The following is a 22,218-nucleotide window of genomic DNA, read 5'->3' as shown; positions in this document are numbered from 1 at the left end:
TTCAAAAAACAAACTTAAGAGATGCCTCAAATTGAACCTATTTTACAAGAAAACAAAAATCGTTTTGTGATTTTTCCTATCAAACACCATGATATCTGGGAATGGTATAAAAAAATGGAAGCCAGTTTTTGGACTGCAGAAGAGATCGATTTATCGCAAGATTTAAACGATTGGAACAACAAATTAAATAATGAAGAAAAATACTTCATCAAACATATTTTAGCTTTTTTCGCAGCATCTGACGGAATTGTAAATGAGAATCTAGCCGAAAATTTTGTAAATGAAGTGCAATATGCTGAAGCGAAGTTTTTCTATGGTTTTCAAATCATGATGGAAAACATTCATAGCGAAACTTATTCGTTATTGATTGATACCTACGTAAAAGACGAAACAGAGAAAAACGAGTTGTTTACAGCAATTGATGTTTTTCCTGCCATTAAGAAAAAAGCCGATTGGGCATTAAAATGGATTGAGTCTGATTCTTTTGCTGAAAGGCTTATTGCTTTTGCTGCAGTAGAAGGAATTTTCTTCTCAGGAAGTTTTTGTTCAATTTTTTGGTTAAAAAAGCGTGGGTTAATGCCTGGACTCACTTTTTCAAACGAATTAATTTCTCGTGACGAAGGAGTGCATTGTGATTTTGCAGTGCATTTACACAATCATCATTTATTAAAAAAGGTTCCAAAAAGCAGAATAAGAGAAATTATTGTTGATGCACTAAACATCGAAAGAGAATTTATTACAGAGTCTTTGCCAGTAAGCTTAATTGGTATGAACGCCGGACTAATGACACAATACCTAGAATTTGTTACTGATAGATTGTTAGTTGAATTGGGTTGTGATAGAGAATACAATACCACTAACCCTTTCGATTTTATGGATATGATATCTTTACAAGGAAAAACCAATTTCTTTGAAAAGAAAGTAGCCGAATATCAAAAATCAGGTGTGATGAATACCGATTCTGACGCTCAAAAAATTAGCTTTGATGCTGATTTTTAAAAACCATATCATCTGTATTTTTCCAGATTAAAAAAGAAAATAAAACAAACAATTAATACAAATAACCCAAAAGCAGGAAAGGGATTTCTTGTTTTTTAAAACCTCAATGCTTATGTATGTAGTAAAAAGAGATGGCCATAAAGAGCCTGTAATGTTCGACAAAATCACAGAGAGAATTAAAAAACTTTGTTATGGTTTAAACGATTTAGTAGATGCCGTAAAAGTAGCAATGAGGGTAATAGAAGGGTTGTATGACGGTGTTTCTACCTCAGAATTAGATAATCTTGCTGCCGAAACCGCAGCTTCAATGACAATTGCACATCCTGATTATGCTCAGTTAGCGGCTAGAATTGCAATTTCTAACTTGCATTCAAACACTAAAAAATCGTTCTCAGAAACCATGAACGAGATGTTTCATTATGTAAATCCGAGAACGAACCTAGAAGCACCTTTACTCTCTGAAGAAGTACATAAAGTAATCATGGAGAATGCTGAATTTTTAGATTCGCATGTGATTTACAATAGAGATTTTAACTACGATTATTTTGGATTTAAAACTTTAGAACGTTCTTATTTATTAAAAATAAACGGGAAAATTGTAGAGCGTCCGCAACACATGTTAATGCGTGTAGCTGTCGGAATTCACTTAGATGATTTGAAATCGGTTATTGAAACCTACGACTTAATGTCGAAAAAATTCTTTACCCACGCTACTCCAACATTGTTTAATGCAGGAACACCAAAACCTCAAATGTCATCTTGTTTTCTTTTGGCGATGCAAGACGATAGTATAGATGGAATTTACGATACTTTAAAACAAACAGCTAAAATCTCACAATCGGCGGGTGGAATTGGTTTGTCTATTCATAACGTTCGGGCAACAGGTTCTTATATTCGAGGCACTAATGGAACATCAAACGGAATCGTTCCTATGCTTCGTGTTTTTAACGATACAGCTAGATATGTAGACCAAGGTGGAGGAAAACGCAAAGGAAGCTTTGCTATTTATATTGAAACTTGGCATGCCGATATTTTTGAATTTTTAGATTTGAAAAAGAATACCGGAAAGGAAGAAATGCGTGCTAGAGATTTATTCTTTGCCATGTGGACATCTGATTTATTCATGAAAAGAGTACAAGAAGACAGCTATTGGACTTTAATGTGCCCTAACGAATGTCCTGGTTTGTATGATGTATATGGAGACGAGTTCGAGAAATTATACATCTCCTACGAAGAAAGAGGTAAAGGGAGAAAAACCATCAAAGCACGTGAATTGTGGGAGAAAATTCTAGAGTCTCAAATCGAAACTGGAACGCCATACATGTTGTATAAAGATGCGGCCAACAGAAAATCAAATCAAAAAAATCTGGGAACCATTCGTTCGTCGAATTTGTGTACTGAGATTATGGAATTTACATCAAAAGATGAAATTGCTGTCTGCAACTTGGCTTCACTTTCGTTGCCAATGTTTGTTGAAAAAGGCGAATTCAACCATGATTTATTATATTCTGTTACCAAACGCGTTACACGCAACCTAAATAAAGTAATCGACAGAAATTACTATCCTGTAAAAGAAGCCGAAAATTCCAACTTACGCCATCGCCCAGTAGGCTTAGGTGTTCAAGGTTTAGCAGATGCTTTTATTTTATTGCGCATGCCATTTACAAGTGATGAAGCAAAGAAATTAAATCAAGAAATATTCGAAACTTTATACTTTGCAGCAGTTACGGCATCTATGGAAATGGCAAAAGAAGAGGGGCCATATTCAAGCTTTAAAGGATCGCCAATATCAAACGGAGAATTTCAATACAATCTTTGGGGATTAAAAGACGAAGAGCTATCAGGACGTTGGGACTGGGCATCATTACGAAAAGAAGTAATGGAGCACGGAGTGAGAAATTCACTTTTAGTAGCGCCAATGCCAACAGCTTCTACTTCGCAAATTTTAGGGAATAACGAAGCTTTTGAGCCGTATACTTCAAATATCTACACGCGTCGTGTGTTATCTGGAGAATTCATCGTAGTAAATAAACACTTATTAGAAGATTTGGTAAAACAAGGATTGTGGACTGAAGATTTGAAACAAGAAATCATGAGAAACAACGGCTCTGTTCAAAACATAGAACGTATCCCTCAGGATTTAAAAGACTTGTACAAAACCGTTTGGGAAATGTCTATGAAAGATATTATCGATATGTCTCGTCATAGAGGCTATTTTATAGACCAATCGCAATCGCTAAATTTATTCATGCAAGACGCTAATTATTCTAAATTAACATCGATGCACTTCTATGCTTGGCAATCAGGATTAAAAACTGGAATGTATTATTTAAGAACAAAAGCTGCGGTTGATGCTATTAAATTTACATTGAATAATGATAAAAAAGCAGAGCCTATAGAAGTAAAAGAGCAACCGGTAGAGCAAGTGTTACAGCCTATCGCCGTTTTAGACGAACCCGCAGAAATATCAGCAGAAGAATACAGAGCCATGATTGAATTGGCAAAAAATGCTAATCCAGACGAATGCGAAATGTGTGGGTCGTAACAATAATTTTAAATAATAAATAGAAACAGCTGTCGAAAAGATAGCTGTTTTTTATTTAAATTATTAACCTATGTTAAATCTAACTCGAACAACCTCCGAAAACCAAGATTTCATAAACCTTGTGAAATTATTAGATGCCGATTTAAAAATTCGTGATGGAGAAGATCATGAATTTTATGCTCAAATAAACAAAACGGCAATCTTAAACAACGTAATTGTTTGTCATCAAAACGACATTGCTATTGGCTGTGGAGCTTTCAGGGAAATCGATGATAAAACGGTAGAAATAAAACGAATGTTCGTAAATCCTGATTATCGAGGAAAAGGAATTGCTTCTAAAATTTTGTCTGAGCTTGAACTTTGGACATCAGAACTAAATTATTTTCAAATAATTCTGGAAACGGGAATCAACCAACCTGAGGCTATTTCATTATACAAAAATTCAGGCTATAAAATCACAGAAAATTATGGTCAATACGTTGGTGCGGAAAGTAGTGTTTGCATGCTGAAAATCTTAAAATAAAGTTATCTTTAACTTCTGAAATCAAAAATCGTTAATCAACAATCTTCAATTCAATGAACTGGGAACAACTATTATCACTAAAACGTCAAGGAGATACAAGCAAACGATTACGAATAGAACAAGACGACACCCGTTTGGGTTTTGAGGTAGATTATGATCGAATCATATTCTCATCTGCCTTTCGTAGCTTGCAGGATAAAACACAGGTAATTCCACTTTCTAAAACTGATTTTGTACATACTCGATTAACACACAGCTTAGAAGTTTCGGTTGTAGGGCGTTCATTAGGACGATTGGTTGGAAAAAAAATAATTGAAAAATATCCGTATTTACAAGAAATTCATGGTTTTCATATGAATGATTTTGGTGCAATTGTTGCAGCAGCATCTTTGTCTCACGATATAGGAAATCCACCGTTTGGACATTCTGGAGAAAAAGCAATTGGAGAATATTTTTCTATTGGGAAAGGGCAGCAATTCAAGGATAAATTATCCAATAAAGAATGGCAAGATTTAATAGATTTTGAAGGAAATGCTAACGGTTTTTCAGTTTTAACAGCAAACCGCCCAGGAGTTTCAGGTGCGCTTAGACTCACTTATGCTGTTTTAGGCGCATTTATGAAATACCCAAAGGAAAGTTTACCTAAAAAACCAACCAATACTATTGCTGATAAAAAATATGGTTTTTTTCAAACCGATAAATCTTTTTTTCAAGAAGTCGCCACAGAATTAGGTTTGATTCCTAATAAAGAAGGAAGCAATATCGGCTTCGAGAGACATCCGTTGGCTTATTTAGTAGAGGCTGCAGATGACATCTGCTATACCATTATTGACTTTGAAGACGGAATTAATTTGGGTTTGGTTTCTGAAGATTTTGCTTTAGAATATTTAATAAAACTAGTAAAAGACAGTATTGACACCGAGAAATACAAGACCTTAACTACAAAAGAAGACAGAATCAGTTATTTGCGAGCTTTAGCCATTGGAAGTTTAATAAACGATGCTGTTAGAGTATTTTTAGAAAATGAAGAAGCTATTTTACAAGGAAAATTTCCATTTGCTTTGACCGATAAAAGCAAGTACAAAGCCCAAATGGATGACATAATTAAATTGAGCGTAAAAAACATCTATCAAAGTCGTGAAGTAATTGAAAAAGAGTTGATTGGTTATCAAATTATTCAAACATTATTAGATAAATTCATCACCGCTTTTAATAATAAATTTGACGGAAAAGCATCAAATTATGACAAATTGATTCTGAAAATGTTGCCTGAAAAGTTCCTAGAAGATAAAGAAGATTTATATAAAAGGCTTTTGCATATTTGTCACTATGTTTCGCTTTTAACAGATGGCAATGCCTTAGAATTGTATGAAACGATTAACGGAACAAAAAGAAATTAATTTAAAACTCATAAACAACTCCTATACCTAAGAGTTGTTTGAGTTGAATCTTTGGACCAATCGTAATTTGTTTTCCATTAACCTCATCTTTAGCTTTTATATCATCATCATAAATAAGATGAGTGCCAATATTTGCTTTTACATATTTATTTACTACCAATTCAAATAAAATATTCCAATCAACATCAATATTCCCAAATTTATTGATGTAATCCGAATATAAAATCAATCTACTGTCTAAAATAATATTTTTATATACTTCCTTTTTTAGCTGACTAGAAAACAACATTCCTAATTCCACTTTTGATTTTTCTCCACTAATAATCATAGTTCCATTAGCATCAAACTGAGCACCACGAACACCAAAAGCACCTTGATTGGCTAATCTGCTGTCTAAAACCAAGGTGTTTTTGAAGGTAAACGGAGAAATATAAATAGTGTAATTCTTTCTTTTATTAATATTCTCGGCACCGATTCCTAAAAAAAGATACGCCGGGGCGAAAGGTTTAGAAATAGAAATTGAAGTATTTGGATAGGCATATCCGTTTGTAAACTGAGTATTAAAATTAAATTTTGAAGAGTAATACCAATTGGTCAATGTATCTTTTCTGTATCCGAAAGTCGAGTTAAACAGCAATACATCGTCTGTTTTTTGTAGTTCTTTTCCTTCTTGTTTGTTTAATCCATATCTTACAATCAATTCGTTTTCCCATTTATAATTTTTTCTACAATAAGTTCTAACAAAATTGGCTTTAGCTAAACCTGATATAGAACTAGCACCACCAGCATTCCAATTTACAAATGCAATCTGAGTAAAATCGAAACCAACTTTATTTTGTTTTATCCAATACGAAATAGTATCGTTCGAAACGTTTTTAGAATAGGGAATAATATTGTTTTCTTGAGAAAAGATATTTTTTGAAACAAAGAATGCTATCAGAAAATAATAAATAAATAAAAACCGCATTAATAAACTATTGAGAAACTTGTTCAGAATTAGTAATATAATTTTTTAAATAAGCCAACTAGACTGTTAACGTCTAATTTACAAAATTGTTGTAATTCAGGAATTGTACCTTGCTCTACAAACACATCAGGAATGCCCAAAATATTTATTGATAAAGTATACTTGTGCAGAGCTAAAAATTCAGCTATTGAGCTCCCAAAACCGCCAATAATTGATCCGTCTTCAATGGTAATTAAAGATTGAAATGAGGTACAGATAGTATGAAGTAAATCATCATCTAAGGGTTTTACAAACGCAAAATCATAATGAGCAAAATGCTCTGAATTATTTAATTTAGACAAAGCAAGAGTTACATTATTGCCAATAGTTCCATTAGATAAAATCGCAATTTTTGTTCCTTTCTTGATGCAAGTAGCTTTTCCTATTTCCAATTTTTCATACGGCTGTTTCCAATTTATAATCCGGCCTCTTCCGCGAGGATAACGAATAGCAATAGGATTTGACAAACCAAATTGTGCCGTATATAAAATGTTCCGAAGTTCAATTTCATTCAATGGTGAATAAATAATCATATTTGGAATGCATCTCAAATACGCCAAATCAAAAACGCCATGATGTGTTGCTCCATCCTCACCTACCAAACCTGCACGGTCTAAACAAAAAATGACTGGTAGATTCTGCAAAGCCACATCATGAATCACTTGGTCATAAGCGCGTTGCAAAAAAGTGGAATAGATGTTACAAAAAACAACCATTCCTTGGGTAGCCATCCCTGCAGATAAGGTTACAGCATGCTGCTCAGCAATTCCTACATCAAAAGCACGTTTCGGAAATTCATCCATCATAAATTTGAGTGAACTTCCTGTTGGCATTGCTGGTGTGATTCCTATAATCTTTTCGTTTGATTTAGCTAAATCCAAAAGTGTTAAACCAAATACATCTTGGTATTTAGGAGGAAGATTTTCTTCTAATTTTGTATGAATTTCTCCTGTAGCAGCGTCAAATTTTCCAGGAGCATGATATTGTACTTGGTTGTCCTCAGCCTGTTTTAATCCTTTTCCTTTTGTGGTGATAATATGAAGAAACTTGGGCCCTTTTATATTTTTTAATCGTTTTAATTCTTGTAGAACCGCAAAAATATCATTACCGTCTATAGGCCCTGAATAATCAAAGTTTAAGGACTTAATCATGTTGTTCTGCTTCGGATTTTTTCCTTCTTTCACGGCGGTGAGATACTTTTTTAAAGCACCAACACTCGGGTCAATACCAATAGCATTATCATTAAGAATTACTAATAAATTAGCATCGGTAACTCCTGCATGATTCAAACCTTCAAAAGCCATTCCCGATGCAATAGAAGCATCGCCAATAACTGCAATATGTTGTATGTTAAAATTTCCTTTTAAATTAGAAGCAATTGCCATACCTAAAGCTGCTGAAATAGATGTTGATGAATGCCCTACTCCAAAAGCATCATATACACTTTCGCTCCTTTTTGGAAATCCAGAAATACCCCCTAATTGTCTATTCGTATGAAACTGCGTCCTTCTATCAGTTAAAATTTTATGCCCATAAGCTTGATGTCCTACATCCCAAACCAATAAATCTTCTGGAGTATTAAAGATGTAGTGTAAAGCAATTGTTAGTTCTACAACACCTAAACTTGCACCAAGATGCCCTTCTTTAACAGCTACAATTCCAATAATAAAGTCACGCAATTCTTGTGCGACTAGAGGAAGTTGTGCTTCATCGAGTTGACGCAAATCGGATGGATTGAAAATATGTGTAAGTAAATTATTCGACATGAAGCAAATGTACAAATTGAATTCCTATTTTTGCCTTATGGAAAACATTTTCACTGACGAATATTTTATGAAAAAAGCCCTTCAGGAAGCCGAAGTAGCTTTTGAAAAAGGTGAAATTCCTGTTGGTGCTATTGTCGTCATCGATAACAAAGTCATTGCAAGGAGTCATAATTTAACCGAACTTTTGAATGATGTTACCGCTCATGCCGAAATGCAAGCAATAACTGCTGCAGCTAATTTTTTGGGAGGAAAATATTTAACAGGTTGTACGCTTTATGTTACTCTTGAACCATGCCAAATGTGTGCTGGAGCATTATATTGGAGTCAAATTTCAAAAATTGTTTTTGGTGCAAGCGATGAGCATCGTGGTTTTGAAAAAATGGGAACACAATTGCATCCAAAAACTATTGTTGTTCGAGGAGTTCTAGCAAATGAGGCTTCTAGTTTGATGAAAACGTTTTTTGCTGAGAAAAGAAAGTGAAAATTGAAATAATTATTCATAAAAAAAGCGACTAGAACAATACTCTAGCCGCTTTTTCCTTAATTTTTTATTCTTATTCTTTTATAAAACGTTTTAAGGCAATTTCGCCATTTGAAGTCACTTCTAACAAATAGGCTCCAGATTTAATCATGTGAACTGGAATACTCTCGCCTTCAATTTTTCCTTTTGAAACTTCTTGACCTACAACATTAATAATTCTATAGGTTCCGTTTTCAATTCCAGAAATATTTAAAATATTCGATCTTACTGGATTTGGATACACTTTAAAAGTTAACGCTTTAGGAGTTATCGAAGCATCTTTTGCAACTGATGCAACAATATTTATAGAATAATCTTCAACTTGTCCGAAAGAGAATATTTCACATGAAGTTGGAGTTGCATTGTACTTCATAGAGACTCTCATTCGGGTGATACCTAGTTTAGCAGTTGCAGGAATTGTTATTGCCCCTGAAATTGGAGTCGTTATTGTTCTTGCTCTCGACAAAACAGTTTCGCCAGCATCTGCAAAATCACCATCTCCATTAAAATCAATCCAAACTCCATACCCTTCGCTGAACACGGTACTTGTCCATGAAGGAGTTATCGTAATTGTATAGGCCGTTCCTCGAACTGCATTTGTAGACAAAGAGGTAAAATTTTCATAACCATTTGTCCCTGTTGAAGTATTGTTTATTGTTCCAAAAACGACTCTACCTATTCTCTCATCAGCTGTACTATTTCCTTGTGAAGCACAATAAGAAGTAACTACAACAGCTAAAGTGGTTACATTTACTATATTACTTGGTGCTGAAATATTTCCTGCTGCATCTTTTGATCGTATAGAAAATGTATAAGCTGTCGAAGCCGTTAATCCCGAAACCGTATAGGAAGTTGTCGCTACACTAGCAATTAATGATGCACCTTGATAGATATCATAGCTTGTTACGGCAACATTATCTGTTGCTCCAGACCAAGACAAATTTGTAGTGGTTTGAGTTGTTCCTGTAGCCGTCAACGTAGGAGCCGTTGGCAATGTTGTATCTAAAACTGGCGCTAAAGTTGTAACGCTAACTAAATTACTTGAAAGCGATATATTACCAGCTGCATCCTTAGCTTTTACTGAAAAAGAATATGTTGTTGAAGCCGTTAAACCAATAACTGAAAAGGTTGTACTTGATGTTGAACCCAACAAAGTTGAACCTTGAAACACATCATAGCCTGTTACCGCCACATTATCGGTTGCCCCAGACCATGACAAGTTAGTTGCTGTTTGTGTAGTTCCAGATGCTGCTAATGTTGGAGCGGTTGGCACAACAGTATCTGTAGAGCCAGCAGTTATGGTAAAGTTTGCATTAGAAATATCAAAGAAAATATGCCCGCTTCCTCTAACCATAATTCTGTTCTGTGTTCCAGCAGTATTTGGTATTGTTACTACTTGACTTCCATCATTCGGAGTTCCAGCTAATAGTGTAATAGGAAATGTATTTCCACCATCTCTAGATAATAATATATCTACATTAGCAGTATTAACACCGTTTGCGGTTGTTCCTGCAACTGCCCAAGTTACAGTTTGTGAAGATCCTCCAACATAAGAAACAGCAGTATTAGGAGCACTCACTGTAAATGGCCCTGCTGTTGCGTTAACCGTTACAATCATGTCATCACTATTATTTGCAGGTCCGCCAGCTCTATTGTCTCTAACGGTTAATCTAAAGTTTAGAGTTCTTGCAACATTTGGAATCGCTTCCCAAGTCCAAGATGTTAATCCTGCTTGTATTGTTGAAAGCCTTGGAAAATATCTTGTAGCGCTAGTAGATGGGGTAAAAGAACGAAAAGCAGGCCCAGAAGTTGCCGTCGTTTTCGGATTTGTCGTAGTCGATGTTCCTCTATCCATTTGTTCCCAAATGTATGTTAGTGCGTCGCCGTTTGCATCAGATCCGGAACCTGTTAAAACAAAAGGAGTTCCTTTAGGTATGGTATAGTCTAAACCCGCATTTACCGTTGGAACTGCATTTCCAGTAACTGTTGTAGTTTGACAAGTAGTCGATTTTATATAATTAGTTATTTGCTGAATACTAACCGCATGAAAAAATGGATCGCTACGGGCTTGAAGATCGGTTGCTCCTGTTATTCCAGCATATCCCATAATGGTAGATCCGCTTCCTGGTTCGCACTGTGCAACTGTGCCTTCATTACTAAAGGTAAAGGTATGATTACCTCCAAATTGATGTCCCATCTCATGCGCAACATAATCAATGTCAAAACTATCTCCCTGAGGAATTCCATCTGCTGGCGAAGTAATTCCACTACCTTTAGAACCATTAACGCAAACACAGCCTATACAACCTGCATTTCCTCCTCCTCCTGTAGCTCCAAATAAATGTCCGATGTCATAATTTGCTTCTCCAATAACTGAAGTCAATGTAGATTGTAATTCAGCATTCCATCTAGACATATTAGACGATGCAGAATAGGGGTCTGAAGTTGCGCTTGTGTAAACTACTAAATCATTATTAGCAATCAAATTCATGTGTACTCCAAAATCTTTTTCGAAGACACCATTTACCCTAGTCATAGAATTATTTATTGCAGCTAAAGCCAACGCTTTTGTACCTCCAAAATAAGCTGTATACTCTCCAGTTACAGATAATGCCAAACGATAATTTCTTAAATTACCATCATCAGCATTTGGTCTTGCAACAAAATTAGTTAGTGTATTTGGACTTAATTTGTTCACTACTTTACATTCAAACTTGTTTAATGAAGCCATTTTATCTGTTTTTCTAAAAACACTATATGTCTTTAAATCCTTAGTATACGGCTCAATAAAAACAGCTGATTGATCTGCTTTGATTATCATACTTTGAAAACCAAGAGGAGATAAACTAAAGTAAATAGTAGATGTTGGATTTTCTATCCCTTGACCTACATAGGATTTTATTTCAGGATATTTCCTTGCCAATTCAGCATCCATATTAGAAGATTCCAAAATTCGATAACTCTCTAATTGCCCTTCTGAATTGGGGAAAGAAACAATAACGTTCGATTTTTCTGAAACTTCAAATCTTTTAGGAGAAACAGATAGTTTTTGTTTTAAATTGACGATGTCAAGATCAAATAATTTCGGGTTCTTTATTTGGTTTTTGTTCTTAAAAATTTCCGAAACTAATTTATTTTCAGAGGTTTCATTCCATAGAGACTTGCTAATTTGTGAGAATGAAATACTGCTAATAAAAAGTAATATAATTGAAAGTAATTTGTTTTTCATAATGTTAATAAATTAATTTTTGGTTAAAATAGGCTTCAAATGTAAATTTATTATTTAATTGAAAATGTTAAATATGAGCTTATTTATTAACAACTTTACAACAAACTTTTGTTATCCATAAAATTTAATTAATAATTTTTATAAATAAACAGAAAAAATTCAATTTATAAAACTTGAATTAAATAATATGGTTTAATGAAAAATTGTTATTTTTATAAAAAATAATTTTCCATGAATTTGAGTTATTGGGAATTAAAAAACTGGTTTACAAACATCGATTACACCATCGTAGGTAGCGGAATTGTTGGATTGCATGCAGCTTTACGCTTACGAGAACGTTTTCCCGATAGTAAAATCTTAGTTTTAGAAAAAGGAATGTTACCTCAAGGCGCGAGTACTAAAAATGCCGGCTTTGCATGTTTCGGAAGCCTTTCGGAAATTATAGACGATTTAAAGTCTCATTCAGAAGAAGAAGTAATACAACTTATTGAAAAACGATGGAAAGGATTACAATTACTTCGCAAAAACCTAGGTGATGATGCAATAGATTTTAAACCTTTTGGTGGTTATGAATTATTTTTAAAAAATGACGATACTAATTACGATTTGTCATTAAATAAGATGTCCTTTATTAATGAGATTTTAAAACCTGTTTTTAAAACAACTGTTTTCGCAAAGGAAATAGAGCGTTTCGGATTCAATGGAATAAAAGAATATCTAATTTTTAATCCTTTTGAAGCCCAAATCGATACTGGAAATATGATGCAGGCATTATTAAAAAAAGCTATTTCTGAGAATATTTTAATTTTGAATCAACAAACGGTTACTGAATATCACGAAAGTAAGATTGATGTACAAGTCGCTATTGGTGATTTTAATTTTAAAACAAAAAAAATTGTTTTTGCAACCAATGGTTTTGCAAGTTCAATAACTAATGGTGCTGTAAAACCCGCTAGAGCACAGGTTTTAATTACTGAACCTATCCCAAATTTAGATATAAAAGGGACTTTTCATTTAGATAAAGGGTATTATTATTTTAGAAACATTGATGATCGAATATTAATTGGTGGTGGGAGAAATCTTGATTTTGAAGGAGAAACAACTTCTGAATTTGGAGAGACCACAATAATTCAAAATCAGTTAGAATATCTTTTAAAAAATGTAATTTTACCCAATCAGGATTTCAAAATTCAACATCGTTGGAGCGGAATCATGGGATTGGGTTCAAGTAAAAATCCTATTGTTAGCCAATTATCTGAACATGTATATTGTGGCGTGCGACTAGGAGGAATGGGAGTTGCTATTGGAAGTTTAATAGGTACTGAGTTGGCCGATTTAATTTAATTTTATGTTTAGAAGAATCATTCGTTTTTTATTTAAAGCCATGCTTTGGTTTTTTGCAATTTCAATTATTGGAGTTGTGTTTTTTAAATTTGTTCCCGTTCCTCTTACTCCACTTATGGTTGTTCGAGCCATTGAAAATAAAATGGACGGAAAAGAAATGATTTGTAGCCACGATTGGGAGCCATTAGAAAATATTTCAACAAATTTACAAAAAGCGGTTATTGCTAGTGAGGATGGGACTTTTTTGACTCATAATGGTTTTGATTTTGATGCTATTCAAAAAGCAATGAAAAATAATGAGAAGGGTAAAAAATTAAAAGGAGGAAGTACCATCTCTCAGCAAACTGCTAAAAATGTATTTTTATGGCAAGGAAGAAGCTATTTACGCAAAGGATTAGAAGCTTATTTTACTGTTTTAATTGAGTTGATTTGGGGAAAAGAAAGAATAATGGAAGTCTATCTCAATAGTATTGAAATGGGAGATGGTGTATATGGCGCAGAAGCTGCGTGCCAGTATTGGTATAAAAAAGAGGCTTCTAATTTGACCAAATATGAAGCTGCAGGTATAGCCTCTATTTTACCAAATCCTAGAAAATTTAAAGCCACTAATTCATCTTCTTATATTAATCGTCGAAAAGACCGAATTGTTAGGCACATGAGATATGTAGGCAAATTAGAATATTAAAAACAAAAAGGCTTTTCAAATAAAAGCCTTTTTAATTCATATTTTACTGTTGATTATAAAAAAAGCGGAGTATATTGTTTCCAATGTTTATAAATTAAAATTCCATTTAAAACTGCTAATAATAAAGCCGCGCTTAAACCAGGGATATCTAAAAATAAATGAAAAAGTACAATATTAATTGAAATCGGCGCCAACAATATCAAAGCAAAAGCAATCCATTTCTTTAATAATAACAAAGCACCAATAGCAACTTCAAGAATTCCGACAAGTGGAAAAATATATCCTGTTGCGCCTAATGAATTCATAAAATCAGCCGCTGCACCAGTTGGTTCTGGAAGCGGAATAAAATGTAAAAACTTATTGCTCCCAAAAACTACAAGTAAAACTCCCAAAGTAATTCTAACTAGTAACGAAAATTGTGAATTCATATAAAAAAAATTTATTGGTTAGTTAATTTTAAATTTAACCTAAATTAGTAAATTATTATATATGAAACACATAAATAATTACGAAAAGTAAAAAAAATAAAATTGATGCTTTTTTTAAAAATAAATACAATAATACAAAATAAGATTTTTTAATTTGGATTATAAAAAAAGCTACTCCAATTGGAATAGCTTTTAAAAAAAATAAATTTGGAAAGTATTACTCAACAACAATGTCAAAATCTGCTTCTATATCAGTACTTCCTCCGGCATTTGCCACATCACCATTTGCTACATTAAGAGCTGATTTGTTTGGTTCGTGTTTTAAAATTATTCTAATAGTACCAGTTGCAGCTCCTGTAGTGGTAAAGACAGATTCTAAACCAATCGGGTTTCCGTTTGAATCTTTGTTACTCGGTGTATCAGCATAGATAATGTTATTGATACCGCCAGTTTTTTGATAAAACACTTGATGCTCAAGCGCTAATTCCTTAATTTCCTCAGTTTTGTCCTCAGCTGGGCTTTCTGTTTCGTTCAAGAAAGTTACAACACCATTGTATATTGTTCCTTGTGCAAATTTTCCTGATACACTAATTAAAGGATCATTAGGCCCATCGCCATCTAAATCTCTAGATTGTAAAGTTATTGCAGTACCGCCACCTACAGGGGTATAAACAGCGGTTAATGTTGTAATTACTTCCTCTTCTATAACTGGTGTTGGCTTGTCATCATCATCACTACAAGATGAAAAAGTGAATATTGATACTAATGCAATGGCTAAAATTTTTGAATTTTTCATTTTTTAAATTTTTTAATAATTAATTTTTAATTGAATTTGAAAGTTTCTACCCATTTCGTCTGCAAAAAGGCGTTGACGATTTAAGTAGTCTCTGTAAGTTGTGTTTAAAATATTTTGAACAGAAAATGCTAAAGTTGTAATTCCTTTATGAAAGGTTTTAAATTTTACTTCTGAATACATATGCAACAATTCATAGCCTGCTGGAGGAGTACTTATATCTACTTCAACAGGAGTAAGTACATTATTTTCAATAATATTAATGGTATAATTATTATTAGGGAACTGTTTTTGCTGCCCCACAAGTTCTCCTTTAACTTCAATTAAGAAGTCATTCCACTTAGCGTTTGAATATTGAATTTTTGTATTTACCGAATATGGAGTGATGTCTATTAAAGGAATGTTTTTAGATAAATCTTTACCATTTACATAAGTAAAAGCAAGAGAATGATTCCAGTGTGAATTGATCTTCCAATTGGTTTGCGAATCAATTCCAGCAATTCTAGCATTAGTTTGTTCGTATTGAAAAACAGGAAAAGTACCACGATTAGTATTCTCAGGTCTAATTGGTCTTAAAAACATATAGTTTTGAATAGCATTTACATACGGATTAAGCTCAACTGAAAAAGAATTCCATTTTTTTTGAATAGTTGTGGATACTTTTAAAGAAGTTTCTTTGTCCAAAGCCAAATCACCTAGCTCAATAACTGCCAAAGAATGATGCAATCCGTCACTAAACAACTCTGATGGATTTGGATTTCTAGCGGCATAACTTAGGTTCGTATACCAATCCAAATCGTTTTCAAAAACTTTATAAAAACCAATACTACTCGAAATATTATGAAAAGTAAATGTTGGTTTTGTTAGCCATTGATTAGCGAAATCTCCAACGACAAAAGAAGCAAATTCAGAGTTGTATCCTCTTTCGTCCCAACGCGATTTAAAATAAAACTTAGTTGCATCTGTTTTAGAAAAATCATATCTCAAACCCGTTTCTAAAGTAAAACTATCCGAAAAATTATGACTTACAATGCTGTAAAGTCCAACATCAATTTTAGAATAAGTAGGAATTAAAGGACGAACACCAGTGCTTGGATTGGCAAAATTATCTTGTAAGACAGTATTTGCTCCAGATTTAATAGACCAGTCATGAACATTTTTTTTATAATCTATGTTTACTGAATGTGTTTTCAAGTCTAAATCTAATGCTGGCTTATTGTTGAAATTTCCTCTTCTTACATCAAACTCTAAACGTTTATTAAATTGAAATGCATATTGAATGGCAAGCGAAGCTGTTTCATCAAAATAATAATTATAATTTGCTTTTAAGATATGATGTTGTACTTCTTGTTTCGGATTTTCAATATTGTACGTAAAATCTTTTACTACAGAAGGAATCTTGTTATTGATTGAATTACGTAAATCATTAGCATTTCCGGTATGCGAGGCACGTAGAATTCCAATTTGAGCGTTATAATAACTGTAGTAACCCGTAAAATCATACTTTTTATTAGAATATTTTATATCACCTGAAAAATTGGCTTCCCGGTTTCCTGAATTAGACAATACATAGTTTGGAGTCTCTCTATCGCCTAAGTATTTAAAAGTGCCTAAAGCGTTCCAACTCCAACCCAAAATGTTTCCTTTATGAATACTAGAACTTACAGATCCGCCTCGTCCGTTAGAATCAAAATTCAATAGTGTTTTACCAAACAAAGTGTCTTTTTTTACAGCAACAGGTTCAATAATAACTAATCCTCCAACAGCGTCTCCTCCGTATTGTAAACCTGAAGCTCCTTTTATTACTGTAATTTTTGAAGCTGAGTTGATGTCGAAACTAGGCGCATGTTCTGTTCCCCACTGCTGGTCTTCCATCCTTATATTATTATTTATAATGGGAACTCTATTGCCATATAATCCATTAATCACTGGTTTAACAATGGTACTCCCCGTTTTTAATGCAGATACACCAGCTATTTCCTTTAAAGCATCACCAAGAGATTGACTGCTATACTTTTCAATAGTTTCTGTTTTAATTTTTTGTTCCAAAACAGACTTGTTAATTGTGTTTCTAGCATGTGTTACATTAATCTCATTCAGCCTAAAAGTTAATTCCTTTAGTTTAAAATTAAGTACAAGGTCATTATTTAAACCAACTAGAGTGTCAATAGACTGATACCCAATATACGAAACGTGAACTTTTACTTTTCCGCTTGAGACATTTTTTATAAAATAATTCCCTAGCGCATCGGTAGTTCCTGTTTTCTTTCCGATATGAATATGACTTCCCTCAAGAGCTTCATTCTCTTGATTGGTGATTTTTCCGCTAATTGTGTTTTGTGAAAATATACATACACTAAACAACAATCCGCAGAAAACGAGATACTTTTTTTTTAGCATTTTTTCTGTTCAAAATAAATAGAAACACGATATTCATTTTCAGAAACATGAAAATGAATTTGTTTTTAAAATATTTTGAATTGTGGAGGTGCTCTTAATGCAAATAAACTTCCTTTGAAGAATTGTGAAGTGTGTTTGTATAAAAAAGTGTATTGTTGAGATATTGTAACAATAATTCTGTTTTTTAATGAAAACAAAGCAGTTGAAACATAACTCCCAAAAGTAAATTCACAAACGAAACAATGATCAAAAGGATGATGTTGATGATTAATTTCTGTTTTTTGTGAATAGTGATGATGACACTCTTTTTCAGCAAAGAGTTTTGCTAAATGTTCAAAAGAATGCAAGGATTGTAATAGCATTGAAAACAATACAACAAACATTAAAACCGAATTGACTATTACAAATCTCTTTTTCATTTGTTACAAAAGTACTAAACCAAAAAATAAATCCGTTTCTTTTAACAAAATTTGTGATTTGTTAAAATAAACGGATTTAAAGTTTGTGCTGATTTTGATTTACACTAAATCATTTGCCACTAAATATTCAGCAATTTGAATGGTATTTGTTGCGGCTCCTTTTCGTAAATTGTCTGCAACAATCCACATGTTAAGTGTGTTAGGTTGACTTTCATCACGACGGATTCTTCCTACAAAAACTTCGTCTTTACCTTCGGCATATCTAGGCATTGGATAAGTGAATGTATCCAAATTATCTTGTACTACAACGCCGTCTGTATGATGTAAAATATTGCGAACTTCATTTACATCAAAATCATTAGTAAACTCAACATTTACAGCTTCACTGTGACCGCCAACAACAGGCACACGAACCGCTGTCGCCGTAACTTTGATAGAATCGTCACTTAGAATTTTTTTGGTTTCTTTAACCAATTTCATTTCTTCTTTAGTATATCCATTTGGCTCAAAAACATCACATTGAGGAATACAGTTTCTATTAATTTTATATTTATAGACCATATCTCCTTCTATTCCGGCGCACTCATTTTCGAATTGTTGAACTGCTTTTACACCAGTTCCAGTAATGGATTGGTAAGTGGAAACAATGATACGTTTAATGTTATATTTTCTGTGTAATGGTGCTAACGCTAATACCATTTGAATTGTAGAACAGTTTGGATTTGCTATTATTTTATCTTCTTTTGTTAATTCTCCTGCATTGATTTCAGGCACAACTAATTTTTTAGTAGGATCCATTCTCCAAGCTGATGAGTTATCGATAACTGTAGTTCCAGCAGCTGCAAATTTTGGAGCCCAGTCTAATGAAGTTTGTCCTCCTGCAGAAAATAAAGCAATGTCAGCTTTCATATCAACTGCCGTTTGTAAACCTACAACTTTATATTTTTTTCCTTTAAATTCAATTTCTTTGCCCACAGATCTTTCAGAGGCAACGGGAATTAATTCTACTACTGGAAAATTTCTTTCTGCTAAAACTTGAAGCATAACTTCACCAACCATTCCGGTTGCACCAACTACTGCAATTCTCATACTATATATTTTTATTTTTTTAATTAATTTTGAATGGCAAAAGTAAGTACTATTCAAATAAAAACAATCGGATTCACAAAAAATAACAAAATGTTATAAATATAACAAATAAGAAAAACCACGTATAGACGTGGTTTAGTTAAAATATGTATGTAGCGGTAATTATTTTTTTAGCAAGTCTCTAATTTGAGTCAACAATTCTTCTTGAGTTGGACCTGCTGGAGCAGCTGGGGCGGCTTCTTGCTTTTTCTTCATGCTATTAATTCCTTTAACAAAAATGAAAATCACAAATGCAATAACAAGAAAACTTATTACTGCAGCTAAAAATTTTCCATACAAAATTCCGCCATCGGTTTTTAAACCGGCTAAATCTTCAACTTGTGCCGCTTTTAATGCAGGATTTAATAATGCTGGTGTAATTACATCAACAACCAATGAGTTAACAATAGCCCCAAAAGCACCTCCAATAATAACTCCGACTGCTAAGTCCATTGCATTACCTTTAGCAATAAACTCTTTAAATTCTGAAATCATTCCCATAGTTTTTGTTTTAGATTAATATTTAGTTTTAATTAAATCAAATTTAGTTAAATTTTTAACAAATTGTAATTTAAAATAAAAAATTATTCTCTGTAAAAAACACGTTTCACACGTTGAGAGACACTAGTAAGGATTTCATATGGAATGGTTTGCAATTGTTCAGCCATAAAAGTAACGGTTGGACTTTCTCCAAAAATGATTACTTGATCACCTTCTTTACAAATAATTTCCGAAACATCAACCATTAACATATCCATGCAAATGCTACCAACAATAGTTGCTTTTTGATCATTTATAGTAACAAAACCAAGTCCGTTACCCCAAAGTCTTGAAATTCCATCTGCATAACCAATAGGAATTGTGGCAATTTTAGTTGTTTTTTCGGCGATAAATCGTCTTCCATATCCAACACTTTCTCCAGCATCAATAGTTCTAATTTGCGAAATGATAGATTTTAAAGTACCAACATTTTCTAAATACTTTTGTTCTTCAACATCGTTTGAGACACCATAGAGACCAATGCCAAGCCGAACCATATCGTATTGTGCTTCTGGAAAATTACTAATTCCAGAAGTGTTTAGAATATGACGAATGGGTTTAATTTGCAATTCGTTCATCAATTTTGAAGAAAATTTATCAAATAAATCAATTTGTGAAATTGCAAAATCACGATGTTTTATATCATCGCTAGTTGCCATATGTGATAAAATACTTTTTACGGTAACTGATTTATTTTCTTTTAAAACTGAAATTAATTCTTCTATATTTTCTTCTTCAAAACCCAATCGATGCATGCCTGTATCAAACTTAATATGAATAGGAAAATGATATAATTTTTTTTGTTCAGCAACTTTCAAGAACGTTTTTAATCCTTTTAAACTGTAAATTTCCGGTTCTAAATGATGGTGAATTATCGCTTCAAAACTCGTATTTTCTGGATTTAATACCATTATTGGCAGATGAATTCCTGCTGTTTTCAATGAAATTCCTTCATCTGCAAATGCAACCCCTAAATAACTTACTTTATGATGTTCTAAAAGTTTAGCAATTTCAAATCCACCGTTACCATAACCAAAAGCCTTTACCATAACCATGATTTTGGTTTCAGGTTTTAATTTTGCTTTATAAAAATTTAAGTTATGACTTATCGCATTTAGATTAATTTCTAAAACGGTTTCATGTGTTTTTTCTTCCAAAGCAGAGACAATTTTTTCGAAATGAAACGTCCTAGCTCCTTTAATTAAGATAGTTTCATTGTTTAAATTCAAAACATTTAGATTTGCAATGAACTCCTCTGTATTTGCAAATGTTGTACAGTTTGAAAATTTACTTTTATATTTCGAGATTGTTTCGCCTATTCCGATTACTCTATTAATTTTATTAGAAATAATCAGTTGAGAAACTCCTGAATATAAATCTTCATTAGACAAACCGCTCTGAAAAATATCTGATAAAATCAGTGTTTTCTTTTTATGTTGTTTTTGACTTTCCAGAAAATCTAAAGCTATTTTTAAAGATTGAAAATCGGAACTATAGCTGTCATCTATTAAAGTGGTGTTGTTTATTCCGTTTTTAAGTTTCAAACGCATCTCGACTGGAAATAACAATTCCATTCGTGTTTCAATGGTTTTGTAATCGTATTCTAAATAGAGCATAACCATCATGCAATGTATTGCATTTTCAATAGATGCATCGTCACGAAAAGGAATTTTAATTTCGAAATTATTGTTTTGAATCTTAATTTTAAGTATTGTCTTATCTAAAATTGATTTTGTTACAATAAAAACATCAGCATGATGATCAGTGCAACTCCATGAAAATGTATTTATTGTTGGATTTAAAAACGAATCAATGGTTTTGTTTTTATTATAAATTAATACCGAAACATTCTTAAAAAGTTTTAATTTTTCTTTTATTTTTTCTCCAATGTTTGAAAAGCCTTCATCATGAGCTGAGCCTATATTGGTAAGTATTCCTATTGTTGGTTGTATAATTTTTTCTAGCTTTTCCATTTCATTTCGAGTTGAAATGCCTGCTTCAAAAATCCCAAAATTGTGTTTTTCGTTTATAGCCAAAACTGACAACGGAACTCCTACTTGTGAATTGTAGCTTTTAGGACTTCGAATGATATTGAAATCTGGACTTAATAAAAAATTGAGCCATTCTTTTACAATAGTTTTTCCGTTGCTTCCGGTTACTCCAATAATAGGAAAATGATATAAATTTCTATAATAAGCAGCAAATAGTTGAAGGCTTTTTAATGTATCTTCAACTACAAAAAAATTGGATTTATTTTCTAGATTTTGAGGAATATAAGTTACAACAAAATTCTGAACTCCCTCTTCAATTAATGCTGAAATATAATCATGACCATCATTATTTGGCCCGACCAATGCAAAAAACAAAGTATTAGAGCCATTTTGTAAAGAACGGCTATCGATAGAAATAGTCTCAATAGTAGTTTCCGAATGATTTGCTAACCATTTGGCTTGTAAAATTGGGACAATATTTTTAATTTGTACAATCAAGTAG

Annotated in this window: 17 protein-coding genes; 7 read left to right on the top strand and 10 right to left on the bottom strand. The window is 32.8% G+C overall.

All coding sequences use genetic code 11. The features are described 5' to 3' along the window. Positions 1-21 precede the first annotated feature (21 nt). The 4 genes from ACFQ0S_RS02110 to ACFQ0S_RS02095 all read left to right on the top strand — a co-directional run bounded on the left by ACFQ0S_RS02110 (position 22) and on the right by ACFQ0S_RS02095 (position 5,467). Complete coding sequence (locus ACFQ0S_RS02110; protein ID WP_379752707.1) at positions 22-999, top strand: ribonucleotide-diphosphate reductase subunit beta; 978 nt, start codon at positions 22-24, stop codon at positions 997-999. A 112-nt stretch (positions 1,000-1,111) separates the two neighbouring features. Then, positions 1,112-3,544, top strand: a complete 2,433-nt coding sequence (locus ACFQ0S_RS02105; protein WP_379752705.1) for a ribonucleoside-diphosphate reductase subunit alpha — start codon at positions 1,112-1,114, stop codon at positions 3,542-3,544. A 70-nt stretch (positions 3,545-3,614) separates the two neighbouring features. Further along, positions 3,615-4,067 carry a GNAT family N-acetyltransferase gene (locus ACFQ0S_RS02100; protein WP_379752703.1) on the top strand — a complete coding sequence of 151 codons (453 nt, stop codon included), beginning with the start codon at positions 3,615-3,617 and terminating at the stop codon, positions 4,065-4,067. A gap of 53 nt (positions 4,068-4,120) precedes the next feature. Further along, a complete protein-coding gene (locus ACFQ0S_RS02095) occupies positions 4,121-5,467 on the top strand; it encodes a deoxyguanosinetriphosphate triphosphohydrolase (protein WP_379752701.1) in 1,347 nt (448 codons plus the stop codon). Between the two features lies 1 nt (position 5,468). Here ACFQ0S_RS02095 and ACFQ0S_RS02090 read toward each other — a convergent pair whose 3' ends face one another. Beyond that, entirely contained in the window at positions 5,469-6,434 is a 966-nt protein-coding gene (locus ACFQ0S_RS02090; RefSeq protein WP_379752699.1) for a DUF3078 domain-containing protein, read from the bottom strand. Between the two features lie 29 nt (positions 6,435-6,463). Then, positions 6,464-8,239 (bottom strand): 1-deoxy-D-xylulose-5-phosphate synthase, encoded by a 1,776-nt coding sequence (locus ACFQ0S_RS02085; RefSeq protein ID WP_379752697.1) that lies wholly within the window; start codon positions 8,237-8,239, stop codon positions 6,464-6,466. Positions 8,240-8,276: 37 nt separating this feature from the next. Here ACFQ0S_RS02085 and ACFQ0S_RS02080 point away from each other — a divergent pair, with 37 nt between their 5' ends. Next, a complete protein-coding gene (locus ACFQ0S_RS02080; RefSeq protein WP_379752695.1) occupies positions 8,277-8,720 on the top strand; it encodes a nucleoside deaminase in 444 nt (147 codons plus the stop codon). Between the two features lie 73 nt (positions 8,721-8,793). Here ACFQ0S_RS02080 and ACFQ0S_RS02075 read toward each other — a convergent pair whose 3' ends face one another. Continuing rightward, positions 8,794-11,988: a reprolysin-like metallopeptidase gene (locus tag ACFQ0S_RS02075; protein ID WP_379752693.1), complete on the bottom strand. Its 3,195-nt coding sequence runs from the start codon at positions 11,986-11,988 to the stop codon at positions 8,794-8,796. Between the two features lie 231 nt (positions 11,989-12,219). Between ACFQ0S_RS02075 and ACFQ0S_RS02070 the strand changes: the two genes are divergently transcribed. Both ACFQ0S_RS02070 and mtgA read left to right on the top strand, forming a co-directional pair. Continuing rightward, the gene (locus ACFQ0S_RS02070) at positions 12,220-13,332 is read left to right on the top strand and encodes an NAD(P)/FAD-dependent oxidoreductase (protein ID WP_379752691.1); all 1,113 of its coding nucleotides are present in this window, start codon (positions 12,220-12,222) and stop codon (positions 13,330-13,332) included. Positions 13,333-13,336: 4 nt separating this feature from the next. Next, a complete protein-coding gene (mtgA, locus tag ACFQ0S_RS02065) occupies positions 13,337-14,017 on the top strand; it encodes a monofunctional biosynthetic peptidoglycan transglycosylase (RefSeq protein ID WP_379752689.1) in 681 nt (226 codons plus the stop codon). Positions 14,018-14,070: 53 nt separating this feature from the next. Here the strand turns inward: mtgA and ACFQ0S_RS02060 are convergent, their stop codons facing one another. The 7 genes from ACFQ0S_RS02060 to ACFQ0S_RS02030 form a co-directional block, all read right to left on the bottom strand. Beyond that, positions 14,071-14,445 carry a DoxX family membrane protein gene (locus ACFQ0S_RS02060; RefSeq protein WP_379752687.1) on the bottom strand — a complete coding sequence of 125 codons (375 nt, stop codon included), beginning with the start codon at positions 14,443-14,445 and terminating at the stop codon, positions 14,071-14,073. Positions 14,446-14,662: 217 nt separating this feature from the next. Then, positions 14,663-15,241, bottom strand: coding sequence for a type 1 periplasmic binding fold superfamily protein (locus tag ACFQ0S_RS02055; protein WP_379752685.1), 579 nt, complete (start codon positions 15,239-15,241; stop codon positions 14,663-14,665). A 12-nt stretch (positions 15,242-15,253) separates the two neighbouring features. After that, positions 15,254-17,638, bottom strand: coding sequence for a TonB-dependent receptor (locus ACFQ0S_RS02050; protein ID WP_379752683.1), 2,385 nt, complete (start codon positions 17,636-17,638; stop codon positions 15,254-15,256). A 65-nt stretch (positions 17,639-17,703) separates the two neighbouring features. After that, positions 17,704-18,057, bottom strand: coding sequence for a hypothetical protein (locus ACFQ0S_RS02045; protein WP_379752681.1), 354 nt, complete (start codon positions 18,055-18,057; stop codon positions 17,704-17,706). A 99-nt stretch (positions 18,058-18,156) separates the two neighbouring features. Beyond that, on the bottom strand, positions 18,157-19,146 hold the full coding sequence (locus ACFQ0S_RS02040; protein WP_379752679.1) for an aspartate-semialdehyde dehydrogenase: 990 nt from the start codon (positions 19,144-19,146) through the stop codon (positions 18,157-18,159). Between the two features lie 162 nt (positions 19,147-19,308). Continuing rightward, complete coding sequence (gene mscL, locus ACFQ0S_RS02035) at positions 19,309-19,686, bottom strand: large conductance mechanosensitive channel protein MscL (protein ID WP_379752677.1); 378 nt, start codon at positions 19,684-19,686, stop codon at positions 19,309-19,311. 83 nt (positions 19,687-19,769) lie between these two features. Next, positions 19,770-22,214: a bifunctional UDP-N-acetylmuramoyl-tripeptide:D-alanyl-D-alanine ligase/alanine racemase gene (locus ACFQ0S_RS02030; RefSeq protein WP_379752675.1), complete on the bottom strand. Its 2,445-nt coding sequence runs from the start codon at positions 22,212-22,214 to the stop codon at positions 19,770-19,772. Positions 22,215-22,218: the final 4 nt, after the last annotated feature.

Origin of the sequence: Flavobacterium myungsuense, from assembly GCF_042677265.1 — a bacterium.
Taxonomy (GTDB): domain Bacteria; phylum Bacteroidota; class Bacteroidia; order Flavobacteriales; family Flavobacteriaceae; genus Flavobacterium; species Flavobacterium myungsuense.
Note: the sequence above shows the minus strand (reverse complement) of the source record. Positions and strands in the feature narration are given on the sequence as shown.

Excerpts from the sequence above, each read along its gene's own strand:
- ACFQ0S_RS02095 (WP_379752701.1), top strand. The coding sequence starts at position 4,121 with ATGAACTGGGAACAACTATTATCACTAAAACGTCAAGGAGATACAAGC.
- ACFQ0S_RS02075 (WP_379752693.1), bottom strand. The coding sequence starts at position 11,988 with ATGAAAAACAAATTACTTTCAATTATATTACTTTTTATTAGCAGTATT.
- mtgA (WP_379752689.1), top strand. The coding sequence starts at position 13,337 with ATGTTTAGAAGAATCATTCGTTTTTTATTTAAAGCCATGCTTTGGTTT.
- mscL (WP_379752677.1), bottom strand. The coding sequence starts at position 19,686 with ATGGGAATGATTTCAGAATTTAAAGAGTTTATTGCTAAAGGTAATGCA.
- ACFQ0S_RS02055 (WP_379752685.1), bottom strand. The coding sequence starts at position 15,241 with ATGAAAAATTCAAAAATTTTAGCCATTGCATTAGTATCAATATTCACT.
- ACFQ0S_RS02070 (WP_379752691.1), top strand. The coding sequence starts at position 12,220 with ATGAATTTGAGTTATTGGGAATTAAAAAACTGGTTTACAAACATCGAT.
- ACFQ0S_RS02060 (WP_379752687.1), bottom strand. The coding sequence starts at position 14,445 with ATGAATTCACAATTTTCGTTACTAGTTAGAATTACTTTGGGAGTTTTA.
- ACFQ0S_RS02110 (WP_379752707.1), top strand. The coding sequence starts at position 22 with ATGCCTCAAATTGAACCTATTTTACAAGAAAACAAAAATCGTTTTGTG.
- ACFQ0S_RS02085 (WP_379752697.1), bottom strand. The coding sequence starts at position 8,239 with ATGTCGAATAATTTACTTACACATATTTTCAATCCATCCGATTTGCGT.
- ACFQ0S_RS02050 (WP_379752683.1), bottom strand. The coding sequence starts at position 17,638 with ATGCTAAAAAAAAAGTATCTCGTTTTCTGCGGATTGTTGTTTAGTGTA.
- ACFQ0S_RS02090 (WP_379752699.1), bottom strand. The coding sequence starts at position 6,434 with ATGCGGTTTTTATTTATTTATTATTTTCTGATAGCATTCTTTGTTTCA.
- ACFQ0S_RS02105 (WP_379752705.1), top strand. The coding sequence starts at position 1,112 with ATGTATGTAGTAAAAAGAGATGGCCATAAAGAGCCTGTAATGTTCGAC.
- ACFQ0S_RS02080 (WP_379752695.1), top strand. The coding sequence starts at position 8,277 with ATGGAAAACATTTTCACTGACGAATATTTTATGAAAAAAGCCCTTCAG.
- ACFQ0S_RS02045 (WP_379752681.1), bottom strand. The coding sequence starts at position 18,057 with ATGAAAAAGAGATTTGTAATAGTCAATTCGGTTTTAATGTTTGTTGTA.
- ACFQ0S_RS02040 (WP_379752679.1), bottom strand. The coding sequence starts at position 19,146 with ATGAGAATTGCAGTAGTTGGTGCAACCGGAATGGTTGGTGAAGTTATG.
- ACFQ0S_RS02100 (WP_379752703.1), top strand. The coding sequence starts at position 3,615 with ATGTTAAATCTAACTCGAACAACCTCCGAAAACCAAGATTTCATAAAC.